The sequence below is a fragment of the Parabacteroides sp. Marseille-P3160 genome (genome assembly GCF_900162725.1).
Lineage (GTDB): Bacteria > Bacteroidota > Bacteroidia > Bacteroidales > Tannerellaceae > Marseille-P3160.
Genome location: NZ_LT799418.1, coordinates 3178216 through 3191420 on the forward strand (window position 1 = coordinate 3178216; position 13205 = coordinate 3191420).

The 13205-nt window shown below is 42.3% G+C and carries 10 protein-coding genes and 2 tRNA genes; 11 read left to right on the plus strand and 1 reads right to left on the minus strand.

What is annotated here, in order from left to right:
* Position 1: 1 nt before the first annotated feature.
* From ribH to BQ8014_RS12705, 5 genes are all read left to right on the plus strand, one after another.
* Positions 2-496, plus strand: coding sequence for a 6,7-dimethyl-8-ribityllumazine synthase (ribH, locus tag BQ8014_RS12685; protein ID WP_080904667.1), 495 nt, complete (start codon positions 2-4; stop codon positions 494-496).
* Positions 497-524: 28 nt separating this feature from the next.
* Positions 525-607, plus strand: a tRNA-Tyr gene (locus BQ8014_RS12690).
* Between the two features lie 14 nt (positions 608-621).
* Positions 622-694 (plus strand) — tRNA-Gly (locus BQ8014_RS12695).
* Between the two features lie 105 nt (positions 695-799).
* Positions 800-994 carry a CDGSH iron-sulfur domain-containing protein gene (locus BQ8014_RS12700; RefSeq protein WP_080904668.1) on the plus strand — a complete coding sequence of 65 codons (195 nt, stop codon included), beginning with the start codon at positions 800-802 and terminating at the stop codon, positions 992-994.
* Between the two features lie 258 nt (positions 995-1252).
* The gene (locus BQ8014_RS12705) at positions 1253-1699 is read left to right on the plus strand and encodes a NanQ anomerase/TabA/YiaL family protein (protein ID WP_080904669.1); all 447 of its coding nucleotides are present in this window, start codon (positions 1253-1255) and stop codon (positions 1697-1699) included.
* 120 nt (positions 1700-1819) lie between these two features.
* On the opposite strand, the gene BQ8014_RS12710 is transcribed toward BQ8014_RS12705, so the two are convergent.
* Positions 1820-2059, minus strand: a complete 240-nt coding sequence (locus tag BQ8014_RS12710; RefSeq protein ID WP_139785126.1) for a YtxH domain-containing protein — start codon at positions 2057-2059, stop codon at positions 1820-1822.
* A gap of 261 nt (positions 2060-2320) precedes the next feature.
* Here BQ8014_RS12710 and BQ8014_RS12715 point away from each other — a divergent pair, with 261 nt between their 5' ends.
* The 6 genes from BQ8014_RS12715 to ettA all read left to right on the plus strand — a co-directional run bounded on the left by BQ8014_RS12715 (position 2321) and on the right by ettA (position 13189).
* Complete coding sequence (locus BQ8014_RS12715) at positions 2321-2878, plus strand: RNA polymerase sigma-70 factor (RefSeq protein ID WP_080905960.1); 558 nt, start codon at positions 2321-2323, stop codon at positions 2876-2878.
* An 80-nt stretch (positions 2879-2958) separates the two neighbouring features.
* A complete protein-coding gene (locus BQ8014_RS12720) occupies positions 2959-3930 on the plus strand; it encodes a FecR family protein (RefSeq protein WP_080904671.1) in 972 nt (323 codons plus the stop codon).
* 151 nt (positions 3931-4081) lie between these two features.
* Complete coding sequence (locus BQ8014_RS12725; RefSeq protein WP_080904672.1) at positions 4082-7435, plus strand: SusC/RagA family TonB-linked outer membrane protein; 3354 nt, start codon at positions 4082-4084, stop codon at positions 7433-7435.
* A gap of 26 nt (positions 7436-7461) precedes the next feature.
* Complete coding sequence (locus BQ8014_RS12730) at positions 7462-9021, plus strand: RagB/SusD family nutrient uptake outer membrane protein (RefSeq protein WP_080904673.1); 1560 nt, start codon at positions 7462-7464, stop codon at positions 9019-9021.
* 144 nt (positions 9022-9165) lie between these two features.
* A complete protein-coding gene (locus BQ8014_RS12735; RefSeq protein ID WP_080904674.1) occupies positions 9166-11487 on the plus strand; it encodes a GH92 family glycosyl hydrolase in 2322 nt (773 codons plus the stop codon).
* Positions 11488-11500: 13 nt separating this feature from the next.
* A complete protein-coding gene (gene ettA / locus BQ8014_RS12740) occupies positions 11501-13189 on the plus strand; it encodes an energy-dependent translational throttle protein EttA (RefSeq protein WP_080904675.1) in 1689 nt (562 codons plus the stop codon).
* Positions 13190-13205 lie beyond the last annotated feature (16 nt).

Below are 13205 nucleotides of genomic sequence, written 5' to 3' on the forward strand. Positions count from 1 at the left end.
TATGGCAACAGCATATCACAATTTATCGGCATACGACTTTGACAGCATACCCGATGCATCCGAAATGAAATTCGGGATCGTTGTTTCCGAATGGAATCGCAATATCACGGAGAATTTATTAAAAGGAGCCTGTGATTCCCTGGAAAAACACGGAGTAAAAAAGGAAAACATACAGATCGTCCGGGTTCCGGGAAGTTTTGAACTGACTTTCGGAGCGAGAAAACTGGCCGATACCCGGGACGTGGACGCAGTGATCGCCTTAGGCAGCGTAGTCCGGGGAGATACTCCTCATTTTGACTATGTCTGTTCCGGCGTAACGCAAGGCATAACCGAATTGAATCTGATGTATGATATTCCGTTTATCTTCGGTCTGTTAACGACCGATAACATGCAACAGGCCGAAGACAGGGCCGGCGGAAAATATGGTAATAAAGGGGATGAGGCCGCAATTACAGCTATAAAAATGGCCGCCATCACTTGCAATTTAGAAAACTAATCGTATCTTTGCATCGCAATTCGCAAAAGGGCAGTTACCAGAGTGGCCAAATGGGGCTGACTGTAACTCAGCTGGCTTTCGCCTTCGGTGGTTCGAATCCATCACTGCCCACATTGGGAATCATTGCGGAAGTAGCTCAGTTGATAGAGCATTAGCCTTCCAAGCTGAGGGTCGCGGGTTTGAGCCCCGTCTTCCGCTCTCGCAAAAACGGAGAATTCGTAAGGGTTCTCCGTTTTTCTTTTCCCATGAGAACCTTTCCGACCTTGTTTTGTTTAATAGAAATCATACTAAAGTCATCAAATTATGGATACGAAAGATTCAGTACTTAAAATCAGAGTATTGCCGAATGCTCCACTATCAGTTGAAGGCAAAGTCGAATTAATCCTTGCAGACGGGACGTCTGTCGTAAAAGAAAACCCACATCTCTGCCGTTGCGGCGGTTCGAAACACAAACCTTTTTGCGATGGTACTCATGCAAAGATAGGCTTTATGGGTTAATTGCATAATTATCAAGTTAAAAGGCCGGAGTGTCCAATCACATTGCGGTCTTTTTTGTATGCAAAGGGCTATAGTCCGACAAAAGAATTTGTAGCTATTTTGCAATTATTATCATAACAAACAAGGGAGATTAGCAGTTATATATATGAAATAAATGAAGTCGGAATATACCCGACTAGATAAAACAATTTTCCGAAATAATTATTGATAATGGAAATAATAATATTCCCCAAAAACTCCTTAATTCATCATTAAATTATGATACAAGATTCTTTGTTAAACACCGGACGCATCGAAAAGTTGCATCCTCTTTTCAAAAAAGCGTTTGATTTTATTCGAAACACCGACTTTTCCCAGATAGAAGATGGGAAAATCGAAACTGATAACCCGGGACTCTATTTCACTGTATCCAGCATTATAGGAAAAGAAAAGGAGGAAGCGCGGATTGAGACTCACAACCAGTTTATTGATATTCAAACGCCTCTTTTAGGGGTAGAGCAGATAGGCTGGAAATGCGGAGAAGATTTAGTTTTGATAGCGACGCCTTACAATGAAGAAAAAGATATCACCTTCTTTGTAGACCGTCCAACGACATATGCAAAGATCTATCCGGGACAGTATGCCGTTTATTTCCCCGAAGACGGCCATGCTCCCGGTATCGGGCAAGGTTCAATTCGCAAGGTCGTCGCTAAAATAAAAGTTTGATTTCAACTAAAAAAGAGAGGTTCTCAAATACGGAACCTCTCTTTTTTTCTTTGTTTTTTAGGATAAAACCCCTATGGATAAGAAATCGCACTAAGGCATGCGTTTTCATCCCCTTTCCGGCTATTCTTTAAGTTCATCCAAAGCTTCTTTGCCCTTATTGATTTTCGTCTCGGCTCTTTCTTTCAGATACTCAGCCTTATTTTTTGTTACATCGACAATATCTTTGAATTTGTTCTTTGCTTTATCCACGCATTTCCCAAACTCATCAGATAGTTTTTCCCGATTTTCTTTCTCACTTAGAACACCAGCCAGATATCCGGCTACAGCACCGATCGCGATTCCAAACAAAATTTTCTTCATAATTCTCTTTTTTAATTGATTAATTTCTCCAAGTTTCTGTCTATAAAACAGCAAAGTTTGCCGTATTGTTTATTAACAAATCTGAATATGAAATAAGAAATACAGAAAATTCCGCTTCCGGCTTTACTTTATGGGAAAAAAGAATGTAGTATAAAAGATACGGTTCCTTATTTTATTATTTTTATATTTGCATATAAGATTTACATGGATGGCTTTGTTAATAATCGCATATCTATCATAACAAAGAGTATCTCTAAGAAGATGAAAGAATTGGCAAACTATAAAGGAAGCGTAAGGGATAATTTTGATAAGATCTATATTCTTTATTATTCAAGGATGCATCGTTTTGCCAAAGAATATGTCATATTAAATGAAGATGCCGAGAACATTGTACAAGATGTTTTTGTAATACTATGGGAAAAACGGGAAGTATTAGAGATAAAGGTCAGCCTTATATCCTATCTTTTTTCTTTAGTAAAAAACAAATGCATGGATTATCTTCGTCACAAATTGATTGAAGACAAAGGCCAAGAAGAATTGAGTGCAAAATTGTATTCATTGGAACTTATGGACCAGACCTTTTCTTCAGAAGAAGAAATAGAACAAATCATAAATTCCAGCATCGCCAAGTTGCCGGAACGTTGTCGGAAAATATTCATCAAAAGTCATATAGAAGGGAAAAAATACCGCGAAATAGCGGAAGAGCTGAATATATCCGTCAATACAGTAGAAAATCAAATCAGCATTGCCTTAAAAAAACTTCGCGTTTTATTAAAAGATTACCTACCGCTATTATTTTTCCTGTCCCATATAAAATAACATTCATTAACCTTTCCATTCTTGGTGGTAAATAGAATTATAAACGCTCTACTTATAATTAAAAGAACACCAATAGCTGCATGAATGATTTAATTGTTAACTATTTCAAGGGGAATATAACCGAAAAAGAAAAGGAGATACTTTTTTCAAGAATAACCAAGGAAGAGGACTTAAAATCGGAGTTCGCCTCTTTTCAAAACATTTATGCACTAACCGCTCTACTCCCTATAGAAAGCGATGTTGAAGAAGGTTTTGATAAGTTGATGGCATTTAAACAAATCCTTCAGAAAAACAGGGAAAAGGCCGTTTTCCCATTAAAACAGATCATGGGATACGCCGCCACCTTATGTATAGCTATTTTTTCGACTTGGGCAATCATGAATATTCAAAAAAAGGAAGATGTCGTAACTTATGAAGAACTGACCGTACCTCCTGGGCAACGCGCTCATCTCAAACTGTCAGATGGTACAACCGTTTGGTTGAATGCCCGTTCTTTTTTACGTTATCCGAACCATTTTTCCCAAAAAGAACGATTTGTCGAGTTAAACGGAGAGGCATTCTTCGATGTAAAAGAAAATAAAGATTGCCCCTTTATCATTTCTACTGAAATGGTAGACATAAAAGTGTTAGGCACCCGCTTTAATGTTTTTGCCTACAAAGGACAGGATGAGTTCAATACTTCTCTGATAAAAGGATCGGTTCAAATACAAAATAAAAAGAATCCATCAGACACTCTCATTCTATCACCTAATGAACGGGCTGAAATGCGTGGAAACAAGTTAGAAAAACATTCGTTTAAGGAAACAAGCTTCTTGCTCTGGCAAGAAGGCATTTATACTTTTAATGACATTCCATTTAATGAAATTATTAAAAAATTGGAATTGTATTATGACATTCCAATCAAGATCCAGAACAAGGAAATCGAAAAATACAAATTCAGCGGAAAGTTTAGACAGAGAGACGGAATAGTGAGTGTCTTACGAACATTACAAAAAGTAAAATATTTCGCCTTTATAAAGGATGATGAATTAAACACAATTACAATAAAATAAACGTAACTCAAATGTGAAATTTTAAATCTAATTGCCTATGTAGTACAAACTAAAATCAAAAACCGGCAGATGTTCCAGCATCCACCGGTTGAGTGTTAACACAAAATCATTACAAAAAATCAAGTATTAACGACTAAAACAAAGTAAAGTTATGAAAAACAAACCGAAAATTCTACGTATTATGAAATTTTCAACCTGTCTTTTTTTTCTTTGTATATTCACGTCTTTTGCGGAAAACAGTAATTCACAGAATGCAAAAGTGAATATCATTACAAACAATTTGACGATCGGAGATTTTATCGATCAAGTAGAAAAGCAAACAGACTATTTGTTTGTATACAGTAAGAGTGAAGTAAATATTGATGATGCAATTGCGGTAAATTCAGGTAAGAAACCGGTAAACCAATTTTTAAATGAAGCTTTTACCCAATCAGGCATTAATTATTCTTTTGAAAACGACTATATTGTCCTTACGAAAAAGGCAGCTCCTTCTATTGTCCAACAACAAGGGAGGAAGATCACCGGGATCATTACCGATTCAAACGGAGACCCCGTTATTGGAGCCAATGTCCTTATAAGAGGTACGACAAATGGTTCCATCACAGATATAAATGGGAATTACACGTTGGAAAGAGTAACTCCTGATGCCATTCTCCAAGTTTCGTATATTGGTTACCTGACTCAGGAAATTCCCGTTGGTAATCAAACTCAAATTAATGTTACGTTAATAGAAGACTCCAAGACTTTGGAAGAAGTTGTTGTTGTGGGATATGGAACTATGCGTAAATCAGATGTAACCGGATCCATTGCCGTTGCCAAAGGAGAAGACTTACTGAAAAGCCAAAACTTCAGTGCTTTAGACAATTTAAGAGGGAAAGCTTCCGGAGTTAACATTTACTCAAATTCAAGTCAGCCGGGCACTTATGCCAATCGCGTTGTTATCCGTGGTATGTCTACGATCAATTCTTCCTCCAATCCGTTATATGTAGTGGATGGCGTAGTCATGGAAGACTTCCATTTGCTAAACCCGAATGACATTGAGAGCATAGAAGTATTGAAAGATGCATCTGCTGCTGCAATCTATGGGGCCCGTGGAGCAAACGGTGTCATTCTTGTGACAACTAAACGAGGCAATAAAGGAGAAGGGACGAGCGTCAGCTATCAAGGTTCCATAAGTTTAAGTACGGTATCCCGTTATATGGATCTGCTGAATGCACAGGAATGGACGGATGCCTTTATGATCGGGCTGGAAAACGAGAATAAGTATCAAGGAAAAAGCTGGTCGCTAAATCGTGCAGATTGGTTTACGGACCGTAACTATTTCGATGCCAACGGTAACCCATTATATGATACCGATTGGCAAAAGGAAGCGACCCGGATAGCTATCTCCCATAATCACCAATTGAATATCCAGCAAGGTGGCAAAAACTCTTCAGTCGGAGCATTCCTGAACTATACCGACCAGCAAGGCATTCTAAACAATACGTATAACAAGCGTGTAAATGCAAAATTGGCATATGATGCAAAACCTCTTCCCTGGTTATCTACTGCGATTAACCTTTTAGTCAACCATACTTGGGGACGCTACACTCCTGAAGACGGAGGAGGTCAGGAAGCCCGCCGTACCATGATTGAAATGCTGCCATGGCTACCGGTACGCGATGCTAACGGAAAGTACACGACTTCCTCTTCTTCCTCGATGGCCGAAACTTTCGGGTTCGAAGGGATGTCTAACCCGGTCATGATTCTGGATTTACAGAAAAGGATGAGATACAACACGCAAATTTTCGGGAATGCCGCATTAACTTTTCATCTGTTAGATGGCCTGGATCTGAAAACTCAGTTAGGTATCGATAACCATCAAAGAACCTATAAAGGCTATTCTTCCGTGTCCCTTAATAATATCTCCATGCCAAACGGATGGGCGGAAATTAACCATACGAACACCCTTTACTGGCAGGAAGAGACTTATTTGACTTACAACAAAGTATTTGATGAGCATCGGATCAATGCGATGGCCGGTCTTTCCTGGCAAGAACGGACATACAATTATGATAGATCAAGAACGGAAGGATTCGACGACGACTTTTATGAATATAACAACTTAGGAGTTGGTACTACTCCGTCCTCTCCGGAATCGGACTGGAACAGTTGGGCGATGAATTCTTATTTTCTACGCTTGGCATATACGTACAAAGATCGTTATTCCGCTACCGTAACAGGCCGTTACGACGGTTCTTCCAAATTCGGAGAAAACAACAAATATGCTTTCTTCCCGTCAGCAGGTTTGGCCTGGATCGCGTCAAATGAAGACTTCTTAAGCAACAATGAGTTGATCAGTACTTTAAAACTCCACACCAGCTATGGTTTAACAGGTAACTCGGAAATCGATCCTTACCAATCGTTAGCTTCCGTCTCTGCCGGTACTTGGTTGCTGGATGGCACAAGATCTCCATATTCCTATATTAGTTCCATGGCCAATCCTGATTTAAAGTGGGAGAAAACGGCTCAATGGGACATCGGTTTCAACTTAGGTTTGTTTGATAATCGATTGAATTTTGATATCGCTTATTACCATAAGAAAACGACTGATTTATTGTTGGAGAGTCCGCTGCCGACTTCTACCGGTTTCGATTGGGTACTCAAAAATATCGGTTCCGTACAAAATCAAGGGCTCGATATTATGATTGACGGAACACCGGTACAAACGAAAGATTTTACCTGGACTTCAACACTCAATATGAACTACAATAAAAACAAGGTTCTCAGTTTAGGAGAAAATGATGAGGATATCCTTTTGAACAGTTGGGTCGGAGGTTATGAAAGCATTATCCGTGTCGGTGAAAACATGAATAGCTTTTACGGATATAAAAGATACGGTGTCTATACAACGGAAGATTATGAAGCCGGGGATTGTACTTTAAATCAGGTAGGACGGGCCAAACGTTCCGCAGATAAAGAAATCCTGGGGAAAGGTACTCCTGATTGGACAGGTAGTTTCATCAATAACTTCAGATACAAGAATTTTGATTTAACGATCGATATGCAATTTGTCTGGGGCGTAGAGACGATGCAACAATTCTATCACTCTACCTATGACCGCTTCGGTATTACTAATGGCTTAAGTAACATACTTTATGATGCATACGACGGTACCAATCCGAATACAATGCAGCAGGCAATTTATTTAACCAACTCCGGACATGCCGGCCAGGATACGACGGTTGACTCTGCTTGGATTGTAGATGGCTCTTATTTACGGGTCAATTTGATTCAATTGGGATATACCTTCGCCCCCAAGCAATGTAAGGCAATCGGTATCTCCGGATTGCGCGTATATGGAAATGCCAACAATCCGTTCTTAATTTGTTCAGGAGACTTCAATGGCTATGATCCGGAAAGTACATCCCAATATGGAGACAGCGAGAAATTCGGCCAGAACATGACCTTCTTCTCCTATCCGAGAGCAACTACTTTCACACTCGGTGTAAACGTAACATTTTAATTAATTAAAAAGGAAAGAGAAATAATATGAAAAAGATAGTATTTTCATTACTAAGCATAGGCTTGTTCGGGATGACAGCATGCAATAGTTTCCTGGATGAAAACCCGAAATCGTCAATCACTTCAGGAGCTTACTACAAAACAGAAGCGCAAGCAATCGCCAATGTGAATTATTTATATCGAAGCGGAGCTCCGCAAAGATATTCTAACGCAGGATCTGCTTACCTCGGACCCAACGCTTCCATTAATGGCATGCTGACCGGTTATTTTACAAACAGCTATGAGGGACAAGAAATAGTTTGCATGTATGCAAGACAATTAAACCGTCAACAATATACACAGACTATTTCCAATACGATGAATGACATCTGGGATAATTGCTATGCTTCCATCAATGTAACAAATGCAGCAATTAAATATATCCCTACGATAGAAATGAGTACGGAAACAGCTAATAAATTAGTAGCTGAGGCCAAGTTTTTCCGGGCATTCAATTATTTTTATTTAGTAAAGACTTTCGGCGCAATTCCTATGCCGACCGAACCATACGAATCATTAGAAAACTTATATCTGGAACGCACTCCGGTCGCTTCGGTATATGAATTAATCGAATCGGATCTGAAAACAGCGGTAGAAACCCTTCCTGCGGTTAAATTTGCAAGCAATGCACATCGTATCACCCAATATGTAGCAGCAATGACGCTTGCCAATGTATATCTTCAACAAGGCAAATATGCCGAAGCCGCAGAACAGGCTAAAATCGTAGTAAATTCGCCTCATAGCCTTACTCCGAATACTGATTTGGGTGTAAATAGCGCTTATAATAAACTTCGTTCCACAGATAACTTAGATGAAGTAATTTATGCACAGGAATTCGATGCAACGATTAATAATAGCGGTTGGTGGCCTACTTATGCCTTCAGTTCTCAGGCTGTCGCTTTATTTGGCACCTATTCCATATTCGAAAGAGTTTACGGACCGACTAATCAATTCCTGAATGTCTATAAATCCGATGATCTTCGCATCCAGCCCAACCAATTTTTCCATTGGACCTATACCCATCCGGCCTCAGGACTGGTCTGGACTTCACAGGTAGCAGGATGCTGGTATTACTATGACGAAGAAGCTTTATTGAATACAGGAAAAGGAACAAAAGATTGGAATTTCTATCGTTATGCAGAGGCATTATTAATCGCCGCGGAAGCTACGGCCCAAAGTTCGGGAGTCACAGCAGAAGCAGCCGGATATTTGGCACAAATCAAAGCCCGTGCCGATATGGAAGGAAAAACAACCGCTCAATATGCCACGGAATTGCAGGGTCTATCCAAAGACGCTTTTGTTCAGGAATGTTGGACAGAACGCTTGCGCGAGTTCCCATTAGAGTTTAAGATCTGGGACGATTGCCTCCGTACCGGCATGTTCCCGGTTATTTCAACTACTGAAAAAGGGAAAGTTGAATATCAATCTCTTGTGGGCAGCACGAATGGTTCCGGTGCCACCTTTAAAGAGTCGGATCTGTTGTGGCCAATCTCGGTGGATGAACTTCAACGCAATCCGAGCTTGACACAGAACCCTGGTTATAATTAAACCACTAATGATTGAAAAAGCCCGAAACATTTTTTCGGGCTTTTTTTACATACCCGCTTTCATGGATGAAATTCTTTCCTTTTCTTTGTATTCTAATGAGTAAAAACAAGCTGCATTTTTTTAGGAATGGTATAAATTAAAATCATGAAGAATCGACACTTTGTATTGGGAGCGCTTTCGATTGCGCTATTAGGCGGTAACCTGAAAGGTCAGGCGGCTGTTAAAGAAGAGACTTTCGATCCGGTTGAATATGTAAATCCTTTAATGGGAACTCATTCTACTTTCGAGCTGTCTACCGGAAACACCTATCCGGCTATTGCACGCCCTTGGGGTATGAATTTCTGGACACCTCAGACTGGTAAAATGGGCGACGGATGGGCCTATACTTATACTTCCTATAAGATCAGAGGATTTAAACAGACGCATCAACCCAGTCCGTGGATTAATGACTACGGTCAGTTTTCCCTCATGCCGGTTGTCGGTTCACCGACCTTTGACCAAGATAAACGGGCCAGTTGGTTTTCACATAAGGCGGAAGTCGCCAAACCTTATTATTATCGCGTTTACCTGGCGGAGCATGACGTGGTCACGGAAATTACTCCGACGGAACGTGCGGCTATCTTTCGCTTTACTTTTCCGGAAAACGACCGCTCCTATGTAGTCATCGATGCATTCGACAAGGGTTCCTATGTCAAAGTAATCCCTTCGGAAAATAAAATCATCGGTTACACCACCCGGAATAGCGGAGGCGTACCGAAGAACTTCAGAAATTATTTCGTCATCCGGTTCGACAAGGCTTTTACCTACCAGGCAACTTTCGAAGGTTCCAACCTGACCGAAAACCGGCTGGAGCAAACAGCGGACCATTCCGGCGCCGTTATCGGATTTCAAACCCGGAAAGGAGAAAAGGTACATGCCCGCGTGGCTTCCTCTTTTATCAGTTACGAACAAGCTGAAATCAACCTGAAGGAGCTGGGAGACGATTCCTTCGACACGGTTGCCGAGAAAGGAAAAGCCGCTTGGAATAAGACACTGGGAGCGATCAAGGTGGAAGGCGGCACGTCGGATCAATACCGCACCTTTTACTCCTGCCTCTATCGCTCGCTGCTGTTTCCCCGTAAATTCTACGAAATCGACGCCAACGGTAAGGCCGTGCATTACAGCCCTTATAACGGAGAAGTGCTTCCTGGGTTCATGTATACGGACACTGGTTTCTGGGATACATTCCGCTGCCTGTTCCCCTTCCTCAACCTGATGTATCCCGAGCAAAACAAAGAAATTCAGGAAGGATTGATCAACACGTATAAAGAAAGCGGATTCTTCCCGGAATGGGCCAGCCCGGGACACCGAGGCTGTATGGTGGGAAATAATTCGGCCTCCGTATTGGTCGATGCCTACAAGAAGGGAGTCAAAGTAGATGATCTCCAGACTATGTACGAAGGCTTGATTCATGGCGCCAACAATGTACACCCCCAGATATCTTCAACCGGTCGGCTGGGATATGAGTATTACAACAAGCTCGGTTACGTCCCCTACGATGTAAAGATCAACGAAAACGCCGCCCGTACGCTGGAATACGCCTATGATGACTGGTGTATCTACCAACTGGCCAAAGACCTCAAACGTCCGAAGAAAGAATTGGAACTCTATGCCAAGCGGGCGATGAACTATAAAAATCTCTTCGACCCGGAAACCAAACTGATGCGCGGAAAAAACAAGGACGGCAAGTTCATGGCACCCTTCTCTCCGTTAAAGTGGGGAGACGCATTTACCGAAGGAAACAGTTGGCACTATACCTGGTCTGTTTTCCACGATCCGCAAGGTTTGATCGACCTGATGGGCGGGCGAAAAGAATTTATTACGATGCTGGACTCGGTTTTCGCCGTACCACCCCTCTTTGACGACAGCTACTACGGAGGTGTTATTCACGAAATACGTGAAATGCAGATCATGAATATGGGAAATTATGCGCATGGCAACCAGCCCATCCAACACATGATCTATCTCTATAATTATGCAGGAGAACCTTGGAAAGCACAATATTGGCTGCGCGAAGTGATGAACAAGATGTATTTGCCGACAGCCGATGGCTATTGCGGAGATGAAGACAACGGACAGACTTCCGCCTGGTATGTCTTTTCGGCACTCGGATTCTACCCTGTTTGTCCAGGTACGGACGAATATGTTTTGGGAGCGCCTCTGTTCAAGAAAGCGACGCTGACTTTCCAGAATGGAAACCGGTTAGTTATTAACGCTCCAGAGAATAGCAAAGAAAACATCTATGTGGAATCCATTTCGGTAAACGGACAGCCCCATACTAAGAATTATTTCACCCATAGCTTATTGCAAAACGGAGGAACGATTGATTTCCGAATGAGCGCCACCCCCAACCATAACCGGGGCACCCAACCGCAAGACTTCCCCTACTCTTTCTCCGTAAATGAAAAGGAGAAAATTAAAAATTAAATTGTAACCATTTATGGCAGACGATAAAAAAATCATCTTTTCAATGGTGGGGGTATCCAAAATTTACCCCCCTCAGAAACAAGTATTAAAAAACATCTATCTCTCTTTCTTTTACGGAGCTAAAATAGGAATTATCGGATTGAACGGATCCGGGAAATCGACCTTATTGAAAATTATTGCCGGCTTGGACAAAGATTATCAGGGAGAGGTTATCTTTTCACCCGGTTACAGAGTGGGTTATCTCGAACAGGATCCTAAGCTACAGGCCGGGAAAACCGTCAAAGAGATTGTGCAGGAAGGCGTACAGGAAACAGTCGACCTACTGAAAGAATATGAAGAAGTAAATGAAAAATTCGGCGATCCGGAGATATTGGAAAATCCGGATAAAATGGACGCCCTGATCAATCGGCAAGCCGAACTGCAGGACAAGATCGATGCGGCGGACGCCTGGAACCTGGACAGCCGTCTGGAGCGCGCGATGGATGCCCTGCGTTGCCCGCCGGAAGACCAGACCGTCGATACCCTCTCCGGAGGGGAGCGCCGCCGTGTAGCGCTATGCCGCCTGTTGCTCCAGCAACCGGACATTTTATTACTCGATGAGCCGACCAACCATTTGGATGCCGAATCAATCGACTGGCTGGAGCAACATCTTCAACAATACCAGGGAACGGTTATCTGCATTACGCATGACCGCTATTTTCTCGATCATGTAGCCGGATGGATTCTGGAACTCGACCGGGGGGAAGGTATTCCCTGGAAAGGCAATTACTCTTCCTGGCTCGATCAGAAAACCCAACGGATGGCCCAGGAGGAAAAACAGGTCAGCAAACGGCGCAAAAGCTTGGAAAACGAATTGGAATGGATTCGTATGGCGCCCAAAGCTCGTCAGGCTAAAGGAAAAGCCCGTTTGAATTCCTACGAAAAGCTCTTGAATGAAGACCCAAAGGAACGGGAATCCAAATTGGAGATCTTTATCCCGAACGGACCGCGCTTAGGAAATAAGGTTATTGAAGCGAAAGAGGTAGCCAAGGCTTTCGGCGAACGGCTTTTGTTCGACCATCTGAACTTTATGCTTCCCCCCAACGGAATCGTGGGCGTAATCGGCCCGAACGGCGCCGGCAAAACAACGCTGTTCAAGATGATCATGGGAATGGAAAGCGTAGACAAAGGTACTTTTGAAGTGGGAGAAACGGTTCGGATAGGTTACGCCGACCAGACACATAAGGACATCGATCCGAAGAAGACGGTCTATCAGGTCGTTTCGGGCGGAAACGAATTCATCCGTGTCGGAGGCAAAGAGATCAACGCACGCGCTTACCTCTCCAAATTCAATTTCTCCGGAGCCGACCAGGAAAAATTATGCGGCGTACTTTCCGGAGGGGAACGCAACCGGTTGCATCTGGCTATCACGCTGAAAACCGAAGCAAATGTCTTGCTGCTCGACGAGCCGACAAATGATATCGATGTAAATACCTTACGCGCTTTGGAGGAAGGTTTGGAAAACTTTGCCGGCTGCGCCGTCGTTATTTCGCACGACCGCTGGTTCCTCGACCGTATTTGCACGCACATCCTTTCTTTCGAAGGCGATTCGGAAGTCGTATTCTATGAAGGGACCTACTCTGAGTATGAAGCATACAAGCGGAAGAATTTAGGGGACGTCGAACCGAAGCGAATCCGTTACCGAAAACTAATCGTTGATTAATAACCACAAATATTTA

Excerpts from the sequence above, each read along its gene's own strand:
- BQ8014_RS12710 (WP_139785126.1), bottom strand. The coding sequence starts at position 2,059 with ATGAAGAAAATTTTGTTTGGAATCGCGATCGGTGCTGTAGCCGGATAT.
- BQ8014_RS12715 (WP_080905960.1), top strand. The coding sequence starts at position 2,321 with ATGAAAGAATTGGCAAACTATAAAGGAAGCGTAAGGGATAATTTTGAT.
- BQ8014_RS12705 (WP_080904669.1), top strand. The coding sequence starts at position 1,253 with ATGATACAAGATTCTTTGTTAAACACCGGACGCATCGAAAAGTTGCAT.
- BQ8014_RS12725 (WP_080904672.1), top strand. The coding sequence starts at position 4,082 with ATGAAAAACAAACCGAAAATTCTACGTATTATGAAATTTTCAACCTGT.
- BQ8014_RS12720 (WP_080904671.1), top strand. The coding sequence starts at position 2,959 with ATGAATGATTTAATTGTTAACTATTTCAAGGGGAATATAACCGAAAAA.
- ribH (WP_080904667.1), top strand. The coding sequence starts at position 2 with ATGGCAACAGCATATCACAATTTATCGGCATACGACTTTGACAGCATA.
- ettA (WP_080904675.1), top strand. The coding sequence starts at position 11,501 with ATGGCAGACGATAAAAAAATCATCTTTTCAATGGTGGGGGTATCCAAA.
- BQ8014_RS12730 (WP_080904673.1), top strand. The coding sequence starts at position 7,462 with ATGAAAAAGATAGTATTTTCATTACTAAGCATAGGCTTGTTCGGGATG.
- BQ8014_RS12700 (WP_080904668.1), top strand. The coding sequence starts at position 800 with ATGGATACGAAAGATTCAGTACTTAAAATCAGAGTATTGCCGAATGCT.
- BQ8014_RS12735 (WP_080904674.1), top strand. The coding sequence starts at position 9,166 with ATGAAGAATCGACACTTTGTATTGGGAGCGCTTTCGATTGCGCTATTA.